The following is a 23,269-nucleotide window of genomic DNA, read 5'->3' on the forward strand; positions in this document are numbered from 1 at the left end:
CCAGTTTCAGGCGAAGGAGGGGCGGGATTGTGCGCGGCCGAGCACATCATGATGCAGCCTGTAACGTTCGATGAGACGGGCCGGCTCAGCCGATATGGAGAACCCGAAGGCGGTCGGGGTCTGCCGGGTGCCGTTCCGCGACCTGGATTGGCGGCCAGGTCCATTGCCAGACGCTGATCCCCGGCGCGCGGGAGAACCGGATTTGCCCTCGGGTACCCTCGACGGCGATGGTCGGCCAGGCTCGGGCGATGCGATCCCGATCCGCACCGCAAGAATGCAGTATCTGTGCGAGGACGGCGATCGTGTCGTACCCTTCGAAGGCGACGAAGGATGGCGTCTCCGACAGCCTGTCGCGAAGGTCCGCCTCGACGCGTGCGCCAAGGGCGCTGAGGTGTTCGGGCAGGTAGCGCAGGAATGGGATTGCGGCACCTCCCGGCATTGCCGCGAATTCAGCAAATTCCGGTTGCCCCGCCGGTGCGCCGATCAGGATCCCGGGCAGGCGCCTGCGGACGGCTTTGACAAGGGATAATGCCGGTTCCGGGTAGCCGGCCAGAAGCAGCAGTGCTGTCGCGCGATTGCCGACGAGCTCGTCGCACAGCGCTTCTGGGCTTGGGGCGCGCGCATCAAGCTCGATGACGGCACCACCATGCCGGCCGACACAGTCCCGCAGAATGCGGGCGCCGGATGTCCAATAGACGCTCTGGTCGAGCGCCAGAGCAATGCGGCTGTGGCCGACGGCCCGCAGGAAGTCCGCATAGACACGCCAGCCGCGGGACTGCGCCGGAGCAAGCCGCGCTACCCATTGCGTTGGCTGCTCGGTCAGCATGTCGATCACCGCCGACGAGCAGAGGAACGGCAGGCGAAGGGCGTCGGCCCTGGCCGCGGCAGCGCAGGCAACGACGCTGTGATATTCACCCGCCAGGACGACGACGCCGAGGCTTGCGAGCTCTTCCACTGCCGCCTCGGCCTTTCGAGGATCAGCGGCGGTGTCCCGGACCACGAGCTGAAGCGGCCTTCCGGCGATGCCACCGATGTCGTTGACCTCGCTTACGCCCAACTGAAGCCCGGCGAGGAGGTGCCGGCCTGCCTGAACCCAGCCCGGCGGTGTCAGCGGAGCCAGGACGCCGATCCGGATGGGGGACATGTCAATCGTGCTCATGCGTTGCTGTCTAGGGGAGGCTCTGCCGGGGTGGACAGGGACAGTGCGGAGCAGATTCGACAATCTGTACGGGTCTACCGGCCGATACAGTGACCCTTGGGCGCTTCTCACGCATTTCGTGCTTTTCCTTGCGGGCGGTGCGCTGTTTCGGCATCAGGTGGCCATGCAAACGTTCGAAAACGGCGAGCCGACACATGACCAAGGATGAAGTGGCGAAAGATTACCTGGACTTCCTGAGAACCGCCTTGACCGTCTTCACCTGGACGGCGCTCTGCGCAGCTGTAATGGTCTTTGCGTGGAGCCCGGAAATATTGGAGTATGGGGTCCTGGCAAAACTGTTGGCGGCAATCGTTACGTTCGTGGCCCTTACAACCACGATCGGAGGTGCATACAGCCTGATCCTGTCAGCCTATGCCCTGCGCAAGAAAATCATACGTCACGCACCGTGGGCCATTCTCCTGCCGGTTGCGTTCTTCGGGCCTGTTGCCCTGTGGCTGTTCGGGCTGGCTGCGGTGTCGATCTTCTTGGTGCCTATGCTCAAGAACATCGCCCAGTATTAGTGGGCAACCAGGGTTCGCCAGCGGATGATGGAGATGCAGCGGGCTGCTTGTCGGTTAGCGCGCGGTGTGATTTCCTGCCCCCGGTCCGTTTTCATCGTTTTGGGGGAAGCATGAACACCCGGATTTTCACCCGCATTGCCGCTCTTTCCGTTGCCGTGGTCTCGGCTCTCGTCGTCACCGCCACTTCAGGCCTCGCCGACGCCACCAATCCAACGGCCGATATCGACGGCGCTTCAGACAATGCACTGGTCAAAAGATATGACGGCTCCTTCATCGTCTCCTACGAGAAGCTCGCCTACACGGATTTCACCCTGCCGCTCTCCGCGCTGAAGCCCAGTGAGGACCCGGACGCCCGTGACAAGAACAACAACCGGAAGTTCGCGCCTGAGAAGAAGGTCGAGGCTGAAGGCGCCCTCACGCGTATAGCCTACGTCCTGCCGCCAGATCGCTCGCCGCTCGAAGTGCTGCGCAACTACCAGGATGTGATCGCCCAGAAGAGGGGCGAGGTGTTGTTCGAGTGCAGGAAGGAGGAATGCGGCGGGGCCGCCGATCGCTCCTCCAGCGGTGGCGGCAACGACATGAGTCTGACGATGTTCTTCTTCCACGACAGCGATCTCAAGGACGCCGACTTCAGCAACGGCAAATGCGCGCTGACGTCGACGATCACGGACCAGCGCTATTTCACGGCCAAAGTGCCAGAGGATGGTGGTGACGCTTATGTCGCGGTGCAGACCTACACCATGATCGACGACCTCTATTGCAAGGAACTGAACGGCCGTACGGTGGCGGTTGTCCAGGTCCTGGAGCCCAAGGCGCGAGACAAGAAAATGGTCGTCGTCGAAGCCGCAAAGATGAATGAATCGCTTTCGGCCACAGGGTCGATTTCACTCTACGGCATCTATTTCGATACCGACAAGGCCGACATAAAGCCGGAGTCCGACCCCACCCTGAAAGAGATTGCAACCCTGCTGAAGAACGACCCGAAAATGGCCGTGCTCGTGGTCGGTCATACGGACAGCGAAGGCAGCTTCGATCACAACATCGACCTTTCATCGCGCCGCGCGCAGGCGGTCAAGGCGGCATTGGCGTCAAAGTATGAAATCGATGAGAAGCGGCTTACGGCAGCGGGAGCCGGCATGATGGCGCCCATCGCTTCCAACGACAATGACGAGGGCCGCGCCAAGAACCGACGCGTGGTTCTGGTCAAGGCGAACTGAACGCAATCTTTCGTCCAGTTCGTCTTCAGCCTGCATCATCTGATACCCGCCGCCCTCGCGAGGAAAGATGTTCAAGTTACTGGCAAGTATAGGCAAGCTGATCTCATGGTTGCGGGCTTCGCCACCCATAGACGAAGCCGATGAACCCTTTCGCTTTACGCCCGAACTCGTTTCTCAGGCGGAACAAGGAGACGCTGTCGCGCAAACGATGCTGGCCACCGCCTACCATGAGGGCTTGGGAATAAAGCGAGATCCGGAATCGGCTTATCGCTGGTTCCGCGCTGCGGCGGATCAGGGACACTCAGGGGCGGCGGCGATGGTGGCTGTATCCTATGATTTGGGTATTGTCGTGGAACGCGACCCCGTTATGGCCAGCTATTGGGCCGCACGAAGCAAAGCCGCCGGAAACCAGCTGGGTGATGCACTCTTTGTGTCTTGTGTGGAGAAACTGAATGATGACGAAAGAGCGCGGTTGAAGGAACTTCTTACGCAGTCTGCGTGAGGGCGGTGACACACGTGACGCGACAGGACGAGCCTGTCGAAAGCTTCCGCGGCTGTCCCGCTCCGATCGTTTGACGGAGAGCAGGGGTGCAAAGATGATCGCCGACTACATTGATCAGTTCATCATGTTCTGCGCGGGGCTCTGGATGTCCGGCGTAGGATTTGGGCTGCTTGCTTTTCCCATTCAGGCCAATCCCGGGCAGCCGGGGTGGTTGGAACATCTCATCGGACATTTCAAGTGGATGGGCCCGCTGCTTGTGGTGATTGCCATCGTGCTGGCTGTTGCCAGGTAGGACGTGTCCGGCTGGACAAATTCCCGCTTGTTCGTATTGTCGCGATATGGGTGGAGCGGGTATTTCGATCGAGCTGAGCGACAAGGAAAAACGCTTCCTGAAGCGTGTCGCGACCATCACCCATTTCCCCTGGTCGAACAAAGTCGCAGCGGCCGATGCAAAGGGCAAATCCATGCGCATTTCCCGCGCCACTTTCGAGCGGTTCAAGGAAGAACGCATCATCATCCGCACCGGCAGCGGCCTGACGTCCAATTCTTACTCGGTCAATCCGTTTCCCATCGCTCCCGAGGTTGAGGAGATCAACCTTTCGTCCTGACAATCCAATACGCGCAGGCTTCGCGCTAAACGGACAAGGTCAGACGCGATGCCATAGAGGATACCGAATCTTGCGCTGACGGGACCTCTTGTGTTGTGCACGGGCGATCGAGTTTATTGCTCGGCATCGGTCACGGTCCAACAGGGTCTCGGACCGTGTCGATTCCGTTGCCATGGCCGACGGACCTATGCCACTTCGAGCGTGTCTTCGAGCGTGGGGAGCCCCGCGTGTTCGGCCCCGGCAACGATGCTGTCGAGCAGGCCGGGGAAGCGCTGGTCGAGATCGTCCCGGCGCAGCGTGAGAAAGCGCTGCGTGCCGACCGCTTCGGTGCGGGTGACGCCCGCTTCGCGCAGCTTGGCCAGATGGTAGCTGAGATTGGTCTTCGATCCCAACGCCAGGAAGCGGCTGCAGCTCATCCGCCCCTTGCCGCCTTCGCGGCGGGCGAGGTGGGCGACGATGGCCAGCCTTGTCGGATCACCCAGCACGGAAAGCACCAGCGGCAGGCTGATCTGATCGGGGGTCGGGTGGGGCAGGGTCATCGACATGCGCTCAAAGGTAGGGCCGTTTTCGGCCTGATTCAATGCGCCGGCAAACCGCGCGCCTGGACGGTCCGCTGACATGATGCTGGCAGGAGTGTTGTGCCATGGAATTGAAAAACCGCCAAGCCTTGTTCAAATATTCAATGTTTTTTGAACAAAGGCCTCGTTGCGGACGATTGACAAATCGCCAGGGCAGGTTCAATTGTTCAATAATATTTGAACTAAGGACATCCCATGGACAAGCGCCTCTACTGGCTCGCGCTCGGCTCGTTCACCATTTCGACCGAGGGCTTTGTCATTTCCGCCCTGCTGCCGGAGATCGCAGCAGATGCCGGCATCTCGGTGCCTGTGGCGGGGGTTCTGATCACCGCTTTCGCGCTGGCCTATGCCGTCGGTGCGCCGGTGCTGGCGACACTGACTGGCGACTGGGATCGTCGCCGCATCATTCTGTGGACGCTGGCTTTCTTCGTGCTCGGCAACATCGTGGCCGGACTTTCGTCTTCCTTCGCGGTGCTGCTTGCAGCGCGCATCGTCATGGCGCTGGCGTCGGGTCTCTTTGCCGCCACCGCCCAGGCAACGGCAGTCGCGCTGGTCGACGCGCATCACCGTGCGCGCGCCATCTCCGTGGTGGTCGGCGGCACGACCGTGGCGGTGGCGGTGGGAGCACCGCTCGGGGCGCTTTTGGGAACCTTCGCCGGCTGGCGCGGCACCTTCTTTGCGGTGGCGGCGCTTGGAACGCTGGCGGGGCTTGTCCTGGCCTGGCGCCTGCCGCGCGGGCTGGTTGGTACCCGGCTGCCACTCAGTGAGCGGTTGCGCGCGGCACTGCGCCCTGGCATTCTGCCGATCCTTGTCCAGACCCTGCTGATCCTGACCGGTGCCTTCACGGTCTTCTCCTACATCGCACCGCTCGCAATCGAAGGGGCAGGTCTAAACGAACTCGCCTTGCCGGGCCTGCTGCTTGCCTTTGGCATCGGTGCGGTTCTCGGCAACATCACAGGCGGGCAGATGGCGGATCGCTTTGGTGCCACGCGCACCGTTGCGTGGTCGTTCGGGCTGGTCACCATCGTTCTGGCGCTGATCTCGGCCGTCCCGGTCCTGCCGCGTCCGCTCGCGGGGCCTGCGCTGTTTGCGCTGATCGCTGCCTGGGGCCTGATCGGCTGGGCTTTCCCGCCGGCGCAGGCCAGCCGCATCGTGAAGCTGGCGCCGGATGCCGCGCCGATCGTGCTCTCGCTCAATGCATCGGCGCTTTATCTCGGCGTCGCGCTGGGAGCGGTGGTCGGTGGCGTAGTGCTGCAATATGGCAGCACGGTCGATCTCGGTATCGCCGCGGCCCTGTTCCCGTTCGTCGGGCTCGTCTTGCTGCTGCTCAGCCTGCGCGTCGCAAGGCCGACGGCGATGCCTGCCGAATAGGCTCAGACAGGCCGTCGGCCATCAGGGCTCTTCGACGAGAACCAGACATCGCCGAAGATGGCGGTGGCGGTTGCGTCGGGAGCGCTGTCTTTCGTGATGAAGACGGAACGGCTGTGTCTTGCCTCATCTGAAGTCGGTATCTTGATGGACGCACCGTCCGGTCCAAGGGCTGAGGCACCGACGCAAGGGATGAACCACGAACGCATGAAGGGCTGGCAGGCAAAACCTTTTTCTTGTCGCGTCACCATGACGGCAAGGCCGATCTTTTCCGCCGGGCGCCAGGGAAAGACAAGCCGTCCTCCGGGTTTCAACGCCTGCAGCCAGGAAGCGGGCGGAGCAATGGCGCCGGCATTGACATAGATGACGTCCGACGGTTGCAGTTCGGCATGCACGGCGTCGCCGTGTACCACGCTCACATGATCATAGGCCGTGAGATTGGCGGTTGCACGGGCGGCGAGATGCGCCTCATACTCATAGGCTGTCACCTTGCCGCCGGGAGCCACGAGCCTGGACAGGATCGCGCTGTAGTAGCCGGTGCCGGCGCCGATATGGGTAATGTGCTCGCCAGGCTTCGGCGCTATCTTTGTCATCCACATGGTGTGCAGCAACGGTTCGCCGTTGTTGATGCCCTTGTCGCGGTCCAGCGCCACAAGATGGTTCTGGTAGAGATGGACCGGATCGGCGCTCGGTGTTTCGATGGCACGACGGCCGGATGTCCAGGGAATGACGATCACCGTCCAGGGACCTGGACCGAGAAAATCCTCGCGTGGGACGGTGGCAAGGGCCTCTTCCAGGCGCGGATCCTGCGCGCCGGCATTCGCGGCAAGCAGCCGGGCATAGAAGCAACGGGCTTCGGCGACACTGGTCATGGGTCTTTTGAAAACCTTGCGGCGGTGTGGACACGATATCCGCACCGCCGCAAGCATAGCCTATTTTTTGAAGTCGGCGTATCCGCTGCCGCCTCAAGCGACGCCAGTGAAGATGTCGTAGAGCAGCTTGAAGTTGAGCGAGAGGATGAGCGCGGCGACGATCCAGGCCAGCACTGCGACCCATCTGGAGATCGCAAATGAACCCATCTTGTTGCGGTCCGATACGAATTGGACCAGAGGGACCACGGCAAAGGGAAGCTGCATCGACAGGATCACCTGGCTGAGCACCAGGAGTTCGGCCGTGCCCTTTTCACCATACAGCGCGGTGACGAACACGACCGGGATGATGGCGAGACCGCGGGTGAGCAGCCGACGTGCCCAGTGCGGGATGCGAAGGTGCAGGAAACCCTCCATCACGATCTGGCCGGCCAGTGTCGCCGTCACCGTCGAGTTGAGACCCGAGGCGAGCAGCGCAATGGCGAACAGTGTCGAGGCAATGCCGAGGCCAAGCAGCGGCGACAGAAGTTCGTAGGCCTGGCCGATCTCGGCGACATTCTGGTTGCCACTGCCGTGGAACGCAACGGCCGAAACGATGAGGATGGCGGCGTTGACGAACAGTGCCAGCATCAGCGCGATGGTGGAGTCCAGCGTCGCCCACTTGATGGCGTCGCGCTTGCCGGACTCCGTGCGTGGATAGGCACGGGTCTGCACGATCGATGAGTGCAGGTAGAGGTTATGCGGCATCACCGTCGCGCCGATGATGCCCATGGCGATGTAGAGCATGGCCGGGTTGGTGACGATCTCGGACGACGGCACGAACAGGCCATGCAGGATCGAGCCGGGCTCGGGCGCTGCCGCAAAGATCTGGATGGCAAAGCAACCGAAGATGATGATGAGCAAGGCGACAACGAAGGCTTCGAGATAGCGGAAGCCCTTGTTCATCAAAAGAAGCACCAGGAAGGCGTCGAGCGCGGTAATCAGCGCGCCGCCAATGAGCGGGATGCCGAACAGAAGATTGAGGGCGATGGCCGTGCCGATCACTTCGGCAAGGTCACAGGCGATGATGGCGAGTTCGCAGGCCACCCACAGGGCGTAGGCGACCGGCTTTGGGTAGTAAGCGCGACAGGCCTGGGCGAGATCGCGGCTGGTGGCGATGCCGAGGCGGGCGGCCAGTGCCTGCAGGAGGATCGCCATCAGGTTGGACAGCATGATGACGAAGAGCAGCGTGTAGCCGAATTGCGCGCCGCCGGCGAGATCGGTCGCCCAGTTGCCGGGGTCCATATAACCGACCGAGACCATGTAGCCCGGTCCCATGAAGGCAAACAGACGCCGGAACCATGTGCCGGTTGTGGGGACGGCGATGGAGGAATTGACTTCCGGGAGGCTCGGTCGCCCATCGCCCATCGGCCGGAAGAAGGCCCGTTGGGAAGGCATCGTTTCGGTGGCGCCCGCGTCTTGCATGCGAAGTCCTGCTGGAGTCTGGAGGGTTTACACCCTGAATCTATGCCGCTGCTCAACATTATGCAATATGCTATATTTCATTGTCTCGGCTTTTTGATTGCACGCCGGTTTTCGCCTAAAGGCGATGTAATGTACCCGATTGAATCGCCTGCCGCGCACCGGAACTACGGGGTTCCCGGCCTTGGGAGCCGAAAACATAAAAGGTCCTGAAAAATCAGAGCCTGTGCTATAAATGCGAAAGGCCGGATCAAACCGGCAGCAAAACATCGAGGAGAAACGATTGGCGTCGAGACCGAGATCCGTCCCGCGCGATGAGCCGCTGCCGGATGCCGAAGTGCATTCGGAAGGATTCCGGCATACCCGCGAAGCACGCCGCAGCGCGCTGGTGGAGGACTATGTCGAGTTGATTGCCGACCTGATCGAGGATGGCAACGAGGCGCGCCAGGTCGATATTGCTGCCCGGCTCGGTGTGGCCCAGCCGACGGTCGCCAAGATGCTGACCAGGCTTTGCGCCGACGGGCTGGTGTCGCGGAAGCCCTATCGTGGCGTGTTCCTGACGGAAGCCGGGCGCAAGGTGGCCGACGAAAGCCGTATCCGCCACCAGACGGTGGAAGCTTTCCTGCGCGCGCTCGGCGTCAGCGCCGAAACCGCGCGCATCGATGCGGAAGGCATCGAGCACCATGTCAGCGCGGAAACGCTGGAAGCAATCCAGCGTGCCATGGCAAAGGGCCTGTAGATCGTTTCCACCGATGGCCGCGGCCGTCATCGATCTGAAATCGAAGGCGGCTAAGCGAGGGGCTTGATCGTCGAAATTGCCCCATGCCTTTCTTTCGCCTCCCAGGACACAACATTCGGCTCCTTGCTGTACTGGCGATCGCACAGATAGCCGGCTGGGGCACTGTCGGATTGCTGGCGGTGACCGGCTCGAAAATAGCCGCCGAACTTCAGCTGAGTTTGCCGACCATTTTTGCCGGGACCTCGGTGCTGTACGCGTCGATGGGACTTTGTGGACCCGCGCTTGCTCCTGTTTTCACGCGCTGCGGCGCGCGCAAGGTGATGATTTCGGGCTCGATGCTTGCTGCGCCGGGCTTTGGCCTGCTTGCCGTTTCGCAAGGGCCGGTTTCCTATTTCGCTGCCTGGGCGATCCTTGGCATAGCGGGAGCCGGGATGCTGTCGACAGCAGCCTACATCTATCTCAACGAAGTGCTCGGCCGGGAAGCCAAAGGCGCGATCAGCGCCCTGATGCTCATGACCGGCTTGTCCAGCAGTATCTTCTGGCCGCTGACGGCGTTTCTGGTCGAGCACCTCGGCTGGCGTTCGAGCTGCCTTATCTTCGCCTGTGTCATGGTGTTCGTCTGCCTGCCGCTGTACGGGCTCGGCCTTCCGGCTCGACCTCCCGCACACCTTGCCTTGGCGCCGACGGCGTCAGGCCGCGGGCGTACTGCTGTCGGAGGCCGAACTTTCTACCTGATCGCGTCGGCGATCGCGTTGAATGCCTTCGTCACCTACGGCCTGTCGGCCGTCCTGATAGAGCTCCTCAAGGCGCGGGGGCTTCCGTTGACGGAAGCGGTGGGCCTGGCATCGATGCTGGGCATCGTCCAGGTGGCGGCGCGCGGCCTCGACTTCCTGGGCGGTGGGCGCTGGGACGGAATTACCACCGCCATTGTTGCCGGCGCAGCTCTGCCGCTGGCGCTGATGCTGCTGATCCTTGGCGGCAACGGCTATGCAAGTGTCCTTGTCTTCATCATCGTCTATGGTCTTGCCAGCGGCGCGCTTGCGGTGGCACGCGCGACCATTCCGCTGGCCTTCTACGACAAGGCGGATTACGCACGGGCGGCATCACGCATCGCGCTGCCGCTCAATCTGCTTTCAGCGTCATCTCCACCGATCCTGGCGGCGCTTCTCAGCCACTTCAACGGCAACGCGGTGCTCGCATTGACGGCCGTATGCTCGGCGCTGGCATGGGCAATCCTGGTCTTGCTCAGCAAGCGACGTCCGGCACCCTTGGTGATTGGTCGGTGCTGATTTGCAGTCCGGCGGGCATGCTCGCGGAACGAAAAATCCTGTGACTTGCCGCAACCGTTGCGATAACACTGCTATCGTTCGGCCTTGCGGCCGAAGCGAATTATGCGAGGAGTTGCCATGCTCTGGAAGGGTCGCCGGCAGAGTGACAACATCGAGGACAACCGCACCGATGGCGGTGGTGGTTTGCCGGGTGGTCTCGGTGGCGGTCCCGGCCAGTTCCGCATCCCTATCGGTGGCCGCGCCGGCGGTGGCGGGCTGTCGACCATCATCATCCTGGTGGTGCTCTATTTCGGGCTGAAGTTCCTCGGCATCGATCCGATGCAGGTCTTGGGCGGCGGTGGCGGCGGGTTACTGCCCGGCGACGACACGCAGATCAGCCAGTCCGGCCAGCCGAGCCAGAATAGTGCGCAGGCCAATGACGAGATGAAGCAGTTCGTCGCGACAATCCTTGCCGAAACGGAAGACGTCTGGACTGGTATCTTTCAGGCCAATGGCCTGACTTATGAACAGCCGAAGCTGGTGCTGTTCTCCGGCCAGATCCGCTCTGCCTGCGGTTTTGCCAGTTCCGCATCAGGGCCGTTCTACTGCCCGAGCGATCACAAGGTCTATCTGGACACGGCCTTCTTCGACCAGCTGTCGCGGCAGTTCGGTGCCTCGGGCGATTTCGCCGAGGCCTATGTGATCGCGCACGAAGTCGGTCACCATGTGCAGAACCTCACCGGCGTCCTGCCCAAGTTCAACCAGATGCGGCAGCGCATGAGCGAGGCCGACGCCAACCAGATGTCGATGCGGGTCGAACTGCAGGCCGACTGCTTCGCCGGGGTCTGGGGCCGCTTCACTGCACAGAAGGGTATTCTGGAGCAGGGCGATCTGGAAGAAGCGCTGAACGCGGCCAAGCAGATCGGCGACGACACGCTGCAGAAGAAGATGCAGGGCTATGTCGTGCCGGAAAGCTTCAACCACGGCACCTCGGCGCAGCGCCAGCGTTGGTTCAAGGCTGGCTTCGATTCGGGCAAGCTGTCGTCCTGCGATACCTTCAACAACCCGATCTGACGGCTGTCCGGCGTGGCGACCGAGAAGCGCATCGCGCTTGACGCGCAGCTTTCGCTGTCGCGGCTGGTTTTCGGGGCATGGCGGCTGCTCGACGCGCCGGAGCGCCCCGATGCACTGGCCGTGGCGCGCCTTGTCGGCACGGCCGTCGATCTTGGTCTGACCAGTTTCGACCATGCCGACATCTATGGCGATCACGGCGTCGAGGCAGCCTTCGGTGCTGGCCTCGCCGCCTGGAAGGGCAGGCGCGAGAACATCCAGCTCATCACCAAATGCGATATCATGCTGGTCTCGCAGAGCCGTCCGGACAACTGGATCACGCACTACAACACCAGCGCAGCGCATATCGCGGCGTCGGTGGAGCGATCGCTTGCCAATCTCGGCACCGACTATCTGGATCTCCTGCTTCTGCATCGACCGGACCCGCTGATGCATGCCGACGAAACGGCACGGGGCCTGGAAAACATGGTGCGCTCGGGCAAGGTGCGGGCGGTGGGTGTGTCCAACTTCACGCCCTCGCAGATCGATCTGCTTGCCTCGCGGCTGCCGTTTCCGGTCGTCACCAATCAGATCGAGCATTCCGTTCTGGAAACGTCCGCGCTCTATGATGGGCGGCTCGACCATGCGCAGCGGCTAAGCTATGCGTCGATGATCTGGTCGCCGCTTGGTGGCGGGGCACTGTTCACCGGCGAGGGCGAGCGTGAGGAACGGGTGCGGAAGGCGCTGGCCAGGGCAGCGGATGCGTATGGCACAGGCGACATCTCGGCGGTCGCGATCGCCTGGCTGTTGCGCCACCCGGCAAGACTGATCCCGGTATTGGGCACGATGAAACCGGAGCGGCTCGCCCAACTGGCCAAGGCACTCGACATCGAGCTCGACCGCCAGCACTGGTTCGCGATCCTGGAAGCCAGCGAGGGCAGGCCGGTGCCATAGTTTGGCAGCAATGAAGCGTCTGTCAGCCGATCGACCAGTGTTCGACAGATTGCCTCGCAAAACCGGCCCTGTCCTGACGGCTGCTGTCAGGAGAAAATCCAGGCGGTCGTTCTTTCATTGTTCCTATGGCAAGCTTCGCCTATAAGAACCGTCCGCTGCAGACCGGCGGACGAGGGAAGAGCCACCATGTTGGAAGCCAAGACCGCCAGACGGGGCCTGATCCTCGTCTTCACCACGCTTTTGCTCGATATCATCGGTTTCGGCATCATCATGCCGGTGCTGCCGGCCTATCTGCAGGAACTGACCGGTGTCAGCGTCAGCGAGGCAGCCATCGAAGGCGGGTGGCTGTTCTTTGTCTACGCCGCCATGCAGTTCGTATTCGCGCCGATCATCGGCGGCCTCAGCGACCGCTTCGGCCGTCGTCCCGTGTTGCTTGCCTCGGTGCTGACCTTCTCTATCGACAATCTGATCTGCGCCATCGCCTGGTCCTACCCGATGCTGTTCATCGGGCGGGTGCTTGCAGGCATCTCCGGAGCCAGTTATTCGACCACTTCGGCCTTCATCGCCGATATCTCGACCGACGAGAACCGAGCCAAGAATTTCGGTTTGCTCGGCATCGCCTTCGGCGTCGGCTTCGTCATCGGCCCTGTGCTCGGCGGCCTGCTCGGCACATTCGGGCCGCGCGTGCCGTTCTATTTTGCGGCCGGCCTTGCGCTGCTCAATTTTATCATCGGGTACTTCCTGTTGCCCGAAACGCTGGACAAGAAACATCGCCGCCGCTTCGAGTGGAAGCGTGCCAACCCGGTCGGCACGCTCATGCAGATGCGCAACTATGAAGGCATTGGCTGGATCGGGCTGGTGTTTTTCCTGATGACGCTCGGCCACATGGTCTATCCGGCGGTGTGGTCGTTCGTTTCCACCTATCGCTACGGCTGGAGCGAACAACAGATCGGCTTCTCGCTTGGCGCCTTCGGCCTGTGTGGCGCCATCATCATGGCAACGGTCCTGCCACGTGTCATTCCCGCGCTCGGCGAATGGCGCACGGCAGCGATCGGGTTGACGTTCACCGCGGCCAGTGCCGTTGGCTATGCTTTCGCCATGCAGGGCTGGATGATCTACGCCGTCATCGTGGCGGGCTGCCTGGAGGCGCTCGCGGACCCGCCGCTACGCAGTCTCGCCGCAGCCAAGGTGCCGCCTTCGGCGCAGGGCGAATTGCAGGGAGCGATGACCTCGATCTTCTCGATCACCTCCATCATCACGCCGTTGCTCTACACAGCGATCTTCTCGTGGTTCACCGGGCCCAACGCACCCGTTTTGTTCGGCGGCGCTCCCTACCTGCTGGCCGCGTTTTTCCTGGCCATGTCGGTACTTGTGTTTGTCACCAAGGTAGCGAAACCGACGCCGAGGGAGGTCGAGCAGATGCATGCGCAGGAGGGCGCGGCCGGCGGTCATTGACATGAAGAAGGCGGCCAGGGCCGCCTTTTTCATTTACCGAATTGGAAACGTCAGCCCCGCTCGGCCAGTGCCGGTTCGCCCTTCCTCGCACGGATCAGGTTGGCGAAGCGGCGGAACAGATAGTGCGAATCCTGTGGGCCTGGGGAGGCTTCAGGATGGTGTTGCACTGAGAAAACCGGACGGCCTTTCAGCGTGATGCCGCAGTTCGAGCCGTCGAACAACGAAATGTGGGTCTCATCGACGCCTTCCGGAAGCGATTTGGAATCGACCGCGAAGCCGTGGTTCATCGACACGATCTCGACCTTGCCGGTGGTGTGATCCTTGACCGGATGGTTGGCACCGTGATGGCCCTGGTGCATCTTCTCGGTCTTGCCGCCGAGCGCCAGCGCCAGCATCTGGTGGCCGAGGCAGATGCCGAACACCGGGATATCGGTCTTGAGCAGGTCCTTGATGACCGGGACGGCATACTCGCCTGTGGCAGCCGGATCGCCGGGGCCGTTTGACAGGAAGATGCCGTCCGGCTTCAGGGCCAGGATCTCATCGGCGCCCGTCTTGGCCGGCACCACGGTGACCTTTGCGCCAAGGCCCGCGAGCAGGCGCAGGATGTTACGCTTCACGCCGTAGTCGATTGCCACCACGTGCATGGTGGGTTCTGCCTGTTCACCATAGCCTTCGTTCCAGGCCCAGGGCATTTCCTTCCAGACCGAGGACTGCCCGGATGTTACCTCCTTCGCGAGGTCGAGACCGACGAGGCCGGACCACGCGGCGGCGCGGCGCTTCAGATCGTCGATGTCGAACTTGCCGTCGGGAGCATGCGCTATGACGGCATTGGGCATGCCCTTCTCGCGGATCAGCGCGGTGAGCGCGCGCGTGTCGATGCCGGACAAAGCGACGATACCGCGACGCTTCAGCCACTGGTCGAGATGGCCGGCGGCACGGAAGCTGGACGGGTCGGTGACATCGGCCTTGAAAATGGCGCCGACGGCGCCGGCACGCGCGGCCGGGTTGAGGTCCTCGATGTCTTCGTCATTGGTGCCGACATTGCCGATATGGGGAAAGGTGAAGGTGACGATCTGGCCGGCATAGGATGGGTCGGTGAGGATTTCCTCGTAGCCGGTGAGCGCAGTGTTGAAGCAGACTTCGGCGACGGCTGAACCCGAAGCGCCTAGGCCACGCCCTTCGATGACCGTGCCATCGGCCAGCACCAGCAGGGCTGTCGGCGTTTCGGTGGTCCAGGGGGCAGTGGCGGCCATGGCGGCTCTCCATCAAGAGGCGAACAAATGGCAACCGTTCCGGTCACAGACTGCGCGCCAAAAAGCGCCGGGCAGCTTTGCCCGCGCCAATCCATGTAACCAGTTTGGTTGCAAGGCCCTCCCTTAAGTGAAGGGGCGGGCACGGTCAATCGTTGCGGGCATGAGGAGGCAGGATTTGTGACGCGAGCTTGTGATTTCGACCGAAATGCCATTTATCAGGTCAAAACCAAGGAGCAGGATGATGCGCGATAAGGTCACCGAAGAGGTCAAGGCAGCCATGAAGGCGGGCGACAAGCCGCGGCTCACCACGCTGCGGCTGATCCAGTCGGCGATCAAGGACCGCGACATTGCCAACCGAGGCAATGCCAAGGACGCCGCCAGCGACGATGAAATCCTGCAGATCCTCGCCAAGATGGTGAAGCAGCGCGAGGAATCGGCCAAGGCTTTCGAGGATGGCGGCCGGCCGGAGCTAGCCGCCAATGAACGTGCCGAGATCGACATCATTCGCGATTTCCTGCCCAAGCAGATGGATGCCGCCGAGACCGAAGCCGCGATCCGCGCCGTCATCGCCGAGACAGGCTCGGCCGGAGTCAAGGACATGGGCAAGGTCATGGCTGCGTTGCGCGAAAAATTCGCCGGGCAGATGGATTTCGGCAAGGCCAGCGGCGTGGTGAAGGGCCTGCTGGGTTAGAAGAGCCGAGCAGGGCAGGGAAGGCGACGGTTCGGCCGCCTTCCCTGGGATTGGAAGTTTTTCCGAGATTTTTTTCGAGCGATGTCGAATCCATGTCGAGCCATTCGACAAGGGGCGTCAACAACGCACCGCAAGGAGATGACCCGTGCGCTATATCTGCCTGATCTACTATGATGCAAGAAAGCTGTTCGACGGCAGCGCCGAATCCAACGCCGCGCTCGCTGAATGCGCCAACCACGATGAGAAGCTTAAGGAAAGCGGCCATTTCGTCGCCGGCGAGGCGCTCGAATTGCCAAGCAGCGCCATGACAGTCCAGGTGCGCGACGGCAAGATGTCGTCCACCGATGGACCCTTCATGGAAACCCGCGAGATGCTGGGCGGCATCATCGTCATCGATGCCCACGACCTCAACGAAGCGGCGCGGGTTGCCAGCACCCACCCGCTGGCCCGCATCGGCTCGATCGAAGTGCGGCCTGCGGTGGATTTCTCGACGCCGCCTCCCACACTGGCCGATCTCTGAGTGACCGAAGCCGAGGCACGCGCTGCCGTCGAGGCGGTTTACCGCACCGAAAAGCGGCGCGTGCTGGCAACGCTGATCCGGTTGCTCGGCGGATTCGAGGCGGCGGAAGAGGCCTTGCATGAGGCCTTTGCCGCCGCCACGCAGCGCTGGCCAGTCGATGGCGTGCCGGCCAATCCTTACTCCTGGCTGGTTTCGACCGGCCGCTTCAAGACCGTTGATCGCTGGCGTCGCCAGGCCAGGCTCGCCGCCGCCGTACCGGCTCTGACCGCCCTGGCCGACACGACTGTCGAAACTGTGTTGCCGGAGACAATCCACGACGATGAACTGAGGCTGATCTTCACCTGCTGCCACCCCGCGCTGGCACCGGACGCGCGCATCGCGCTGACATTGCGCGAGGTCGCCGGGCTGACCACGGAAGAAATTGCCCGCGCCTATCTGGCGCCGGCACCGACGATCGCGCAGCGCATCGTGCGAGCGAAGGCGAAGATCCGCGACGAGGCGATCCCCTATGAAGTGCCCGACCGCGCCGAATTGCCGGCCCGCATCGAAAGCGTGCTGAAGGTGATCTACCTCGTCTTCAACGAAGGCTATGCCGCCACCGACGGACCGGAACTGACCCGGGCCGACCTGGGTGCAGAGGCGATAAGGCTTGGACGGCTGGTGGTGGGGCTGCTGGAGGAACCGGAGGCGCTTGGTCTGCTGGCGCTGATGCTGTTGCATGAATCCAGGCGGGCAGCACGCGTCGATGCCGCGGGCGACCTTGTGCTGCTGGAGAACCAGGACCGTTCACGGTGGAGCAGGGAACTGATCGCGGAAGCCCTTGGCCTTATCGAACGTGGCTTCGCCATGCGGCACGTGGGGCCTTATCTGCTGCAGGCGGCGATCGCGTCCGTTCATGCGGGAGCTGCCAGCATCGACGACACCGACTGGACGCAGATCGTTGGCCTCTATGACACGCTGCTGCGTGTCGACCCTTCGCCGGTCGTGTCGCTCAATCGTGCCGTGGCCATCGGCATGCGCGATGGGCCGACGACAGGACTGACGGCGGTGGAAGCGGTGCTGAGCACGGGCGCTCTCGACGACTATCATCTGGCGCATGCGGCCCGCGCAGACATGCTGCGCAGGCTTGGGCAGACCGGGGCCGCCCGCAGTTCCTACATGCATGCGCTGGAATTGGCGCGGCAACCGGCCGAGCGCCGTTTCCTGGAGGCGCGGCTGGCCGAGATCGATAGCGGCTAGCGCAATTCCACGGCTTTTCGTCCGGAATTCCGTAAAACAAACAGTGTTTCCGCGTTTCCGTAAGAAACGGAAACTCTCTAGCGACCGTATTGCACGACCCAGTCGGGCGGCTCCTTCTCGGCGCTGCCGTTGACCTTGACGTCGTATTGCCTCGCCCACCGGTAACCCCACATCGGACCAAACTTGGTCGCAGCCGTCAGCGGCTTCTGATAGACGGGATCGGCCTGGGCCGCTTCCAGCGTGGTGAAGCGATATCCGGCCTCTTCGAACAGGATCAGGATACGGTCGAGGGTAACGGCATTCAGGCTGTTCACATGCAAAAGCATGATAGCCGGCGGTTCATGTCCCAGGACCTGACGATTGAGATCTGCATAATAGGCGATCTGCTCCCTGGTGTGCTCGAGATAGGCGGCAGTGATCCGCTCGGCCTTGGCCGCATCTTTCGCAGCGACGGCCTTTTCATAGGCGCGGTCGAAAAGGTAGTCGGACGTGTCGATGGTGGAAGCGGCAAGGGTGTAGCCGTGTTTCGCGGCCACGGTCGCGATCGCCAGCTGCTTCTCTGGCGTGTTGCCAACATGGTTGTAGGGCAAGCGCAGGAAACGTGGCTTCGCAATCGCCGACCGGAACAGGTATGGGCCGATGCTGCGTTCGCCGTCGACGATTTCCTTTTCGATGGCATCGATGTCCAGCCCGTTGCTGTCGGCGTGGGAATAGGTGTGGTTGCCGAGGCCGAGCCCGGCGTCGCCCCAGTCCTTCAGAACATCCTTGCCGAGCGGGCCAAGCTGCTCCACGCGCTTTTCGACGACGAAGCCGGTTGCTGGCACGGCATGTGACTTCAGCACGCCGAGAATGTCGCGGTTCACTTGTCGAACGGCATCGAGCGTCAGCGGCACCGGTGCTTCCGGATCGGCCGCGTTCACATGCGGCAGGTCGTCAAAGGTGATCGCAACGGTTCGCGCCGCGGTCGATTCAGCGGCCTGCAACCCGACCGGACCACATTGGGAAAACAGTGCAAGGCCCGTGAGGACTGTGGCCACTGCGGCAAGCCTGCCTTGGGCAATGGTCTTTCTGATCTGGGTCATTTTCGCTTCAAGGCACTGTGGTCATCTGGCGTCTTGTTCGGGCATGTTCATTGCGTCTGCATTGCGCAGAGGATCAAAAGGCACCGTCGTGGAAGAGAAAACAGCCTCCATCGTTCTACGCGACGCTTATCCAGCCGAGCGTCGCTCCCTCGAGGAACTGCAATGGCGGGCCTCATTGGTTCATCCGGCCTATCGCGATGCCCTGCTCGAGAATAGAAGCATCGTGCATCTGCCCGCAGAGCATCTTTCCGACGGCGGCGGTATCGTGGCGGAGATCGACGGCAAGGTGGTGGGTTTCGCCATCATGCTGCCGGTCGTAGGCGGGGAATCAGAACTTGATGGTCTCTTCGTCGAGCCGGAAATGGCAGGACACGGCGTCGGCAGGGCGTTGGTCGAGGAAGCAAGACGGCGTGCCGGGCGTTCAGGTGCCGTACTGCTTAAGGTCGTCGCCGCGCTGGAAGCGGAGGGGTTCTATCACCGCTGCGGTTTTGAGTTGCTTGGTGAGACGGAAACCTTGCTCGGCAAGGCATTGGTCATGGAACTGCGCCTGCATGGATGATGACACAACTCGGTGAAGGTGGATCGTTCACCGCTCTTCACGGCATTGGCTTCTGCGATGAAGGACGCTACCAATTTCATATTGTGAAATTTCTGGCTGGCATTTGCTTGACAAGGCCCGGCACAGCCTACAAGTTCCGCATTGTAGATAACGCGTTAACTATCGACTGTTCCAGGGAGGATGGGAATGGCCATTTCGCGTCGTAAATTCATGCAGGGTTCCGCTTCGCTTCTGGCGGCGCCGACGCTGCTCGGCAGTACGAGTGCCCGCGCGCAGGACACCGTGACGCTCAAGCTGCATCACTTCCTGCCGCCCGTATCCAACGTGCATTCCAAATTGCTGGAGCCATGGGCGAAGCAGGTGGCCGCCGACAGCGGCGACAAGCTGAAGATCGAGATCTATCCAGCCATGCAGCTCGGCGGCAAGCCGCCGCAGCTTTATGACCAGGCGCGCAACGGCGTCGTCGATATCGTCTGGACATTGCCTGGCAATACGCCTGGACGTTTCCCGTCGACCGAAGTGTTCGAACTGCCCTTTGTCGCGGCGTCGAAGGCCACAGCCAATGCGCCGGCGGCACAGGAATATGGCGAAGCCAACCTGGCCAAGGAGACTGCAGACGTCAAACTGCTGTCGTTCTGGGCGCATGACCAGGGCCTGATCCACACCAACAAACCGATCGCCAAGATGGAGGATCTTGCGGGCCTCAAGCTGCGGAACCCGACCAGGCTGGCCGGCGAGGCGCTTTCGGCGCTCGGCGCGGTCTCGGTGTCGATGCCCGTTCCGCAGACGCCGGAAGCCTTGGCGCAGAAGGTGATCGATGGCGCCGTGATCCCGTGGGAAGTCGTGCCTTCGATCAAGGTTGACGAACTGACCCGCTACCACACCTCGGTTCCGGGCACGCCGACGCTCTACACCGCGACCTTCTTCCTGGCCATGAACAAGGATCGTTATGCCGGGTTGCCGGACGATCTGAAGGCGGTGCTCGACAAGAACTCAGGCATGACCTTTGCCAAGCTGGCCGGCAGGATGTGGGACGATGTCGGCACGCAAGTGGCCGAGAAGGTGAAGGCCAGCGGCAAGAATACTGTTTCCGAGATCAGCGAAGAGGAGAAAGCCCGCTGGGTCGAGGCGACGAAGCCCGTCCGCGACAAATGGGTCGAGGATATGAAGGGCAAGGGTCTCGATGGTGCTGCGCTGCTTGAACAGGCCAAGACGCTGATCACCAAATACAGCGCGGCTTGATGTCTGGAGCGTCTTTCACGGAAACGCGGAAACGCTCTGGTTCTTTGTTGCGCAATTCCGGACGGAACACCGTTGCACACTTTTTCCGGAATTGCTCTGGCGTGGTCGGCTGCGCCTTTGCATTGATCCGCATGAGGGAGGTCTGATGGAGGCGCAATCGGGATCGCCGGGGCGCTTCGCCCTTGTCGCTGAAAAGATAGCGGCCGCCGTGGCGATTGCAGGCGGCCTGCTGATCCTGATCGTCGCAGGGCTCGTTACCACAAGTGTGGTCGGTCGCTGGCTGTTCAGCAAGCCGATCCCGGCCGACTATGAATTTGTCGAGATCGGCATCGGTGTAGCAGTCTTCGCCTTCCTGCCCTACACGCAGATGCGAAACGGCCACATAGCGGTCGATACTTTCACGCAGCGCCTCCCGGCCAGGGTGAATGCCAGGATCGATGCGGTTTGGGATCTCGTGCTCGCCGCCTTCCTCGGCTTTTTCGCCTGGGGGCTGGTTTCCGGCGCACAGGAGTCCTTCCAGTACAATGAAACCATGGTTCAGATTTCCTGGCCGATCTGGCCGGTCTATGCCGTTTGTGCGGTCCTTGCTGCAGTGGCCTTTCTTGGTGCATTGGCGGTTGCCGTGCTGAAGTTCGGAGGCCGTACGTGAGCGGCGTCGAACTTGCCCTTCTCGGTTTCGCGGCGATGCTGGTGTTGATCGCCATCCGCATGCCGATCGCGCTTGCCATGCTGGTGGTCGGGGCAGGGGGCTATGCCTATCTCTCCGGCTGGAATGCGCTGTTCTACTACCTGCAGACCAATACCTATCGGCAGTTCGCCTCCTATACGCTTTCGGTCATTCCGCTGTTCATCCTGATGGGGGCGCTGGCCGAGCGTTCCGGCATGGCCGCGACGCTGTTCCAGGCAGCGGAGCGGCGGCTGGGCAAGACACGCGGCGGTCTGCCGATGGCGGTCATCCTTGCCTGTACCGGTTTTGGCGCCATCTGCGGTTCCTCGGTTGCGACCACCGCGACATTCGGGCGCGCGGCGATGCCGGAACTGCGACGAGCCAAAGTCGACCTCGGGCTCGCCACGGGCACGATTGCGGCAGGCGGCACGCTGGGCATCCTCATCCCGCCCTCGGTCATCCTGGTCATTTATGCCATCACCGCCGAGCAGAACATCGCCAAGCTGTTCCAGGCGGCGCTCATTCCCGGCTTGCTGGCTGCTGCCTTCTACTGCATCGCGATTGCCGTCGTCGTGCGGCGGCGGCCGGAATTGGCCCCGCCGGTCGAGCGCGAGGTCGAACGCCTGCCACAACCGGCGTGGGCGCGCCCGGCGGGTGGCCTGGTTGCATTGGCTGCCATCGGCGCGGGGTTCTTCGGGCTGGTCAGCATAACAGTCGCGGTGCTGGCGGCGATCATCGGGCTGGTGCTGCTGGTAGCCGATTTCGCGCTGGTGCCCGCTGCTGCCGTCGCGGTCATCGTCGTGGGCGGCATATATGGCGGTGTCTTCACCCCGACCGAGGGAGCGGCGGTCGGTGTCATCGTCATGCTTGTCTTCGGGCTCACGCAGCGCAAGCTCGATGTCGGCAACATGCGCGAGGCGCTGCTGCAGACGGCCGAGACCTCGGGCATGATCTTCCTGATCCTGCTTGGCGCGGAAGTGTTCGGTGCTTTCCTGGCACTGACGCGCATGCCTTCCACCGTTGCCGAGATGATCGGCAATTCCGGCATGGCTCCCTATGCGGTGCTGGTCGGCATGCTGCTGGTCTATATCGTGCTGGGCGCGGTCATGGACGAACTGGCGATGATCCTGCTTACCCTGCCGGTCTTCGTGCCGATCGTGCTGGCGCTGGATTTCGGCATGAGCGCGGAGGATGTGGCGATCTGGTTCGGCATCCTCGTGCTGGTGGTGGTCGGCATCGGGCTCGCCGCCCCGCCGATCGGTCTCAATGTCTTCATCATCAACAAGATCGCCGGCGATGTGCCGATAACCCGCACCTATCGCGGAGTGATGCCCTTCGTCATCGCCGACGTGATCAGGCTGGCGCTGCTGACGGCGTTGCCAGTGCTCTCGCTGTGGCTGGTGCGTGTGCTGAACTAAGCTCAAGCAGCCTTGTTGCGAGGGCGGCGCTTATTGATCGCAGCATGAAGTCCATTGCAGCGCTGCCAGCGAAATTGACGCGGGCCATGAGGCGGCCGAATATCTCTGCACGTCGAAGCGAGGCGGCCATGATCCGCTATTATCTGCAATTGATTGTCTGGATGCTGTTCATGGCGGGGATCACCTTTCTCGCCGCCGGCACGCTCGCCTATCCAGCCGGATGGACGATGATCATCCTGTTTGGTGGCGGTGGCATTGCGATGATTGCCTGGCTGTCACGCCGCAGCCCGCAATTGCTGCGGGAACGGATGGCGTCGCCGATCCAGAAGGACCAGGAGGGCTGGGACAAGATCTGGCTGTCGCTGTTCACGCTCGCCTTCTTTGCGTGGTTCGCGTTCATGCCGTGGGATGCGGCACGGTCGAACTTCATGGCCGTGCCCATGTGGCTCCAGATCACCGGCGGCCTTCTGATTCTCGCGAATTACGCAGGTTGCTTCTGGACCTTCAACGAGAACACCTTCGCTGCACCCGTGGTGAAGATCCAGGAAGGCCAGACGGTGATCGACACCGGACCCTACGCGCTGGTGCGCCACCCGATGTATTCGAGCGCGCTGCTTCTGTTCTTCGGCATGCCGCTGCTGCTCGGTTCGTGGAGCGGTCTCTGGGGTTCTCTGGTGCTCACCGTTGCTTTGGCATGGCGTTCCGTGAACGAGGAAAAGGCGCTGCGGCGTCAGTTCGTCGACTATGGCGACTACAGCCAACGCGTGCGCTATCGGCTGATCCCCTATCTCTGGTAGGGCGCACGCTTTC

The 23,269-nt window shown here is 62.2% G+C and carries 25 protein-coding genes; 19 read left to right on the forward strand and 6 right to left on the reverse strand.

Annotated elements, in window-relative coordinates; genetic code table 11:
* Window positions 1-85 precede the first annotated feature (85 nt).
* Window positions 86-1,159: an ABC transporter substrate-binding protein gene (locus ACFWYE_RS08665; protein WP_379110796.1), complete on the reverse strand. Its 1,074-nt coding sequence runs from the start codon at window positions 1,157-1,159 to the stop codon at window positions 86-88.
* A gap of 194 nt (window positions 1,160-1,353) precedes the next feature.
* Between ACFWYE_RS08665 and ACFWYE_RS08670 the strand changes: the two genes are divergently transcribed.
* From ACFWYE_RS08670 to ACFWYE_RS08690, 5 genes are all read left to right on the forward strand, one after another.
* Window positions 1,354-1,719: a hypothetical protein gene (locus ACFWYE_RS08670; RefSeq protein WP_379110798.1), complete on the forward strand. Its 366-nt coding sequence runs from the start codon at window positions 1,354-1,356 to the stop codon at window positions 1,717-1,719.
* Window positions 1,720-1,829: 110 nt separating this feature from the next.
* Complete coding sequence (locus tag ACFWYE_RS08675) at window positions 1,830-2,936, forward strand: OmpA family protein (RefSeq protein ID WP_379110800.1); 1,107 nt, start codon at window positions 1,830-1,832, stop codon at window positions 2,934-2,936.
* 67 nt (window positions 2,937-3,003) lie between these two features.
* A complete protein-coding gene (locus ACFWYE_RS08680) occupies window positions 3,004-3,438 on the forward strand; it encodes a hypothetical protein (RefSeq protein ID WP_379110801.1) in 435 nt (144 codons plus the stop codon).
* 94 nt (window positions 3,439-3,532) lie between these two features.
* Window positions 3,533-3,730, forward strand: a complete 198-nt coding sequence (locus tag ACFWYE_RS08685) for a hypothetical protein (protein WP_379067890.1) — start codon at window positions 3,533-3,535, stop codon at window positions 3,728-3,730.
* A gap of 46 nt (window positions 3,731-3,776) precedes the next feature.
* A complete protein-coding gene (locus ACFWYE_RS08690) occupies window positions 3,777-4,046 on the forward strand; it encodes a hypothetical protein (protein ID WP_379067893.1) in 270 nt (89 codons plus the stop codon).
* A gap of 185 nt (window positions 4,047-4,231) precedes the next feature.
* Here the strand turns inward: ACFWYE_RS08690 and ACFWYE_RS08695 are convergent, their stop codons facing one another.
* Entirely contained in the window at window positions 4,232-4,585 is a 354-nt protein-coding gene (locus ACFWYE_RS08695) for an ArsR/SmtB family transcription factor (RefSeq protein WP_379110802.1), read from the reverse strand.
* Between the two features lie 234 nt (window positions 4,586-4,819).
* On the opposite strand from ACFWYE_RS08695, the gene ACFWYE_RS08700 reads away from it, so the two are divergent.
* Complete coding sequence (locus ACFWYE_RS08700) at window positions 4,820-5,995, forward strand: MFS transporter (RefSeq protein WP_379110804.1); 1,176 nt, start codon at window positions 4,820-4,822, stop codon at window positions 5,993-5,995.
* A gap of 2 nt (window positions 5,996-5,997) precedes the next feature.
* On the opposite strand, the gene ACFWYE_RS08705 is transcribed toward ACFWYE_RS08700, so the two are convergent.
* Together ACFWYE_RS08705 and ACFWYE_RS08710 are read right to left on the reverse strand one after the other, a co-directional pair.
* The gene (locus ACFWYE_RS08705) at window positions 5,998-6,864 is read right to left on the reverse strand and encodes a protein-L-isoaspartate O-methyltransferase (RefSeq protein WP_379110805.1); all 867 of its coding nucleotides are present in this window, start codon (window positions 6,862-6,864) and stop codon (window positions 5,998-6,000) included.
* Between the two features lie 93 nt (window positions 6,865-6,957).
* Window positions 6,958-8,325: an Nramp family divalent metal transporter gene (locus ACFWYE_RS08710; RefSeq protein WP_379067903.1), complete on the reverse strand. Its 1,368-nt coding sequence runs from the start codon at window positions 8,323-8,325 to the stop codon at window positions 6,958-6,960.
* A 280-nt stretch (window positions 8,326-8,605) separates the two neighbouring features.
* Between ACFWYE_RS08710 and mntR the strand changes: the two genes are divergently transcribed.
* The 5 genes from mntR to ACFWYE_RS08735 all read left to right on the forward strand — a co-directional run bounded on the left by mntR (window position 8,606) and on the right by ACFWYE_RS08735 (window position 13,788).
* A complete protein-coding gene (mntR, locus tag ACFWYE_RS08715) occupies window positions 8,606-9,061 on the forward strand; it encodes a manganese-binding transcriptional regulator MntR (protein ID WP_379067905.1) in 456 nt (151 codons plus the stop codon).
* Window positions 9,062-9,144: 83 nt separating this feature from the next.
* Complete coding sequence (locus tag ACFWYE_RS08720; protein WP_379110807.1) at window positions 9,145-10,350, forward strand: MFS transporter; 1,206 nt, start codon at window positions 9,145-9,147, stop codon at window positions 10,348-10,350.
* A gap of 117 nt (window positions 10,351-10,467) precedes the next feature.
* Window positions 10,468-11,403 carry a neutral zinc metallopeptidase gene (locus tag ACFWYE_RS08725; protein ID WP_379067911.1) on the forward strand — a complete coding sequence of 312 codons (936 nt, stop codon included), beginning with the start codon at window positions 10,468-10,470 and terminating at the stop codon, window positions 11,401-11,403.
* 12 nt (window positions 11,404-11,415) lie between these two features.
* On the forward strand, window positions 11,416-12,333 hold the full coding sequence (locus tag ACFWYE_RS08730) for an aldo/keto reductase family oxidoreductase (protein ID WP_379110809.1): 918 nt from the start codon (window positions 11,416-11,418) through the stop codon (window positions 12,331-12,333).
* A gap of 186 nt (window positions 12,334-12,519) precedes the next feature.
* A complete protein-coding gene (locus ACFWYE_RS08735) occupies window positions 12,520-13,788 on the forward strand; it encodes a TCR/Tet family MFS transporter (RefSeq protein ID WP_379110811.1) in 1,269 nt (422 codons plus the stop codon).
* A gap of 50 nt (window positions 13,789-13,838) precedes the next feature.
* Here ACFWYE_RS08735 and carA read toward each other — a convergent pair whose 3' ends face one another.
* A complete protein-coding gene (gene carA, locus ACFWYE_RS08740) occupies window positions 13,839-15,041 on the reverse strand; it encodes a glutamine-hydrolyzing carbamoyl-phosphate synthase small subunit (protein ID WP_379110813.1) in 1,203 nt (400 codons plus the stop codon).
* 238 nt (window positions 15,042-15,279) lie between these two features.
* On the opposite strand from carA, the gene ACFWYE_RS08745 reads away from it, so the two are divergent.
* The 3 genes from ACFWYE_RS08745 (at window position 15,280) to ACFWYE_RS08755 (ending at window position 17,491) form a co-directional block, all read left to right on the forward strand.
* Window positions 15,280-15,732, forward strand: coding sequence for a GatB/YqeY domain-containing protein (locus tag ACFWYE_RS08745; RefSeq protein WP_379067923.1), 453 nt, complete (start codon window positions 15,280-15,282; stop codon window positions 15,730-15,732).
* 145 nt (window positions 15,733-15,877) lie between these two features.
* On the forward strand, window positions 15,878-16,252 hold the full coding sequence (locus tag ACFWYE_RS08750) for a YciI family protein (protein ID WP_379067926.1): 375 nt from the start codon (window positions 15,878-15,880) through the stop codon (window positions 16,250-16,252).
* Window positions 16,253-17,491: an RNA polymerase sigma factor gene (locus tag ACFWYE_RS08755; protein ID WP_379110815.1), complete on the forward strand. Its 1,239-nt coding sequence runs from the start codon at window positions 16,253-16,255 to the stop codon at window positions 17,489-17,491.
* 77 nt (window positions 17,492-17,568) lie between these two features.
* Here ACFWYE_RS08755 and ACFWYE_RS08760 read toward each other — a convergent pair whose 3' ends face one another.
* Entirely contained in the window at window positions 17,569-18,573 is a 1,005-nt protein-coding gene (locus tag ACFWYE_RS08760; protein WP_379110817.1) for a polysaccharide deacetylase family protein, read from the reverse strand.
* An 88-nt stretch (window positions 18,574-18,661) separates the two neighbouring features.
* Here ACFWYE_RS08760 and ACFWYE_RS08765 point away from each other — a divergent pair, with 88 nt between their 5' ends.
* The 5 genes from ACFWYE_RS08765 to ACFWYE_RS08785 all read left to right on the forward strand — a co-directional run bounded on the left by ACFWYE_RS08765 (window position 18,662) and on the right by ACFWYE_RS08785 (window position 23,256).
* On the forward strand, window positions 18,662-19,132 hold the full coding sequence (locus ACFWYE_RS08765) for a GNAT family N-acetyltransferase (protein WP_379110819.1): 471 nt from the start codon (window positions 18,662-18,664) through the stop codon (window positions 19,130-19,132).
* Between the two features lie 186 nt (window positions 19,133-19,318).
* On the forward strand, window positions 19,319-20,374 hold the full coding sequence (locus ACFWYE_RS08770; RefSeq protein ID WP_379110821.1) for a TRAP transporter substrate-binding protein: 1,056 nt from the start codon (window positions 19,319-19,321) through the stop codon (window positions 20,372-20,374).
* A 145-nt stretch (window positions 20,375-20,519) separates the two neighbouring features.
* The gene (locus ACFWYE_RS08775) at window positions 20,520-21,023 is read left to right on the forward strand and encodes a TRAP transporter small permease (RefSeq protein WP_379067941.1); all 504 of its coding nucleotides are present in this window, start codon (window positions 20,520-20,522) and stop codon (window positions 21,021-21,023) included.
* On the forward strand, window positions 21,020-22,459 hold the full coding sequence (locus ACFWYE_RS08780) for a TRAP transporter large permease (RefSeq protein WP_379110823.1): 1,440 nt from the start codon (window positions 21,020-21,022) through the stop codon (window positions 22,457-22,459). The genes ACFWYE_RS08775 and ACFWYE_RS08780 overlap by 4 nt, the downstream gene beginning before the upstream one ends.
* Before the next feature lie 128 nt (window positions 22,460-22,587).
* Window positions 22,588-23,256, forward strand: a complete 669-nt coding sequence (locus tag ACFWYE_RS08785; protein WP_379110824.1) for a methyltransferase family protein — start codon at window positions 22,588-22,590, stop codon at window positions 23,254-23,256.
* Window positions 23,257-23,269: the final 13 nt, after the last annotated feature.

Source organism: Mesorhizobium sp. NPDC059025 (assembly GCF_042739655.1).
Classification (GTDB): domain Bacteria; phylum Pseudomonadota; class Alphaproteobacteria; order Rhizobiales; family Rhizobiaceae; genus Mesorhizobium.

Coding starts and splice junctions, on each gene's coding strand:
- ACFWYE_RS08695 (WP_379110802.1), bottom strand. CDS start 4,585: ATGACCCTGCCCCACCCGACCCCCGATCAGATCAGCCTGCCGCTGGTG.
- ACFWYE_RS08760 (WP_379110817.1), bottom strand. CDS start 18,573: ATGACCCAGATCAGAAAGACCATTGCCCAAGGCAGGCTTGCCGCAGTG.
- ACFWYE_RS08680 (WP_379110801.1), top strand. CDS start 3,004: ATGTTCAAGTTACTGGCAAGTATAGGCAAGCTGATCTCATGGTTGCGG.
- ACFWYE_RS08745 (WP_379067923.1), top strand. CDS start 15,280: ATGATGCGCGATAAGGTCACCGAAGAGGTCAAGGCAGCCATGAAGGCG.
- ACFWYE_RS08775 (WP_379067941.1), top strand. CDS start 20,520: ATGGAGGCGCAATCGGGATCGCCGGGGCGCTTCGCCCTTGTCGCTGAA.
- ACFWYE_RS08700 (WP_379110804.1), top strand. CDS start 4,820: ATGGACAAGCGCCTCTACTGGCTCGCGCTCGGCTCGTTCACCATTTCG.
- ACFWYE_RS08720 (WP_379110807.1), top strand. CDS start 9,145: ATGCCTTTCTTTCGCCTCCCAGGACACAACATTCGGCTCCTTGCTGTA.
- carA (WP_379110813.1), bottom strand. CDS start 15,041: ATGGCCGCCACTGCCCCCTGGACCACCGAAACGCCGACAGCCCTGCTG.
- ACFWYE_RS08770 (WP_379110821.1), top strand. CDS start 19,319: ATGGCCATTTCGCGTCGTAAATTCATGCAGGGTTCCGCTTCGCTTCTG.
- ACFWYE_RS08685 (WP_379067890.1), top strand. CDS start 3,533: ATGATCGCCGACTACATTGATCAGTTCATCATGTTCTGCGCGGGGCTC.
- ACFWYE_RS08735 (WP_379110811.1), top strand. CDS start 12,520: ATGTTGGAAGCCAAGACCGCCAGACGGGGCCTGATCCTCGTCTTCACC.
- ACFWYE_RS08725 (WP_379067911.1), top strand. CDS start 10,468: ATGCTCTGGAAGGGTCGCCGGCAGAGTGACAACATCGAGGACAACCGC.
- ACFWYE_RS08670 (WP_379110798.1), top strand. CDS start 1,354: ATGACCAAGGATGAAGTGGCGAAAGATTACCTGGACTTCCTGAGAACC.
- ACFWYE_RS08705 (WP_379110805.1), bottom strand. CDS start 6,864: ATGACCAGTGTCGCCGAAGCCCGTTGCTTCTATGCCCGGCTGCTTGCC.
- ACFWYE_RS08710 (WP_379067903.1), bottom strand. CDS start 8,325: ATGCAAGACGCGGGCGCCACCGAAACGATGCCTTCCCAACGGGCCTTC.
- ACFWYE_RS08690 (WP_379067893.1), top strand. CDS start 3,777: ATGGGTGGAGCGGGTATTTCGATCGAGCTGAGCGACAAGGAAAAACGC.
- ACFWYE_RS08665 (WP_379110796.1), bottom strand. CDS start 1,159: ATGAGCACGATTGACATGTCCCCCATCCGGATCGGCGTCCTGGCTCCG.
- ACFWYE_RS08785 (WP_379110824.1), top strand. CDS start 22,588: ATGATCCGCTATTATCTGCAATTGATTGTCTGGATGCTGTTCATGGCG.
- ACFWYE_RS08675 (WP_379110800.1), top strand. CDS start 1,830: ATGAACACCCGGATTTTCACCCGCATTGCCGCTCTTTCCGTTGCCGTG.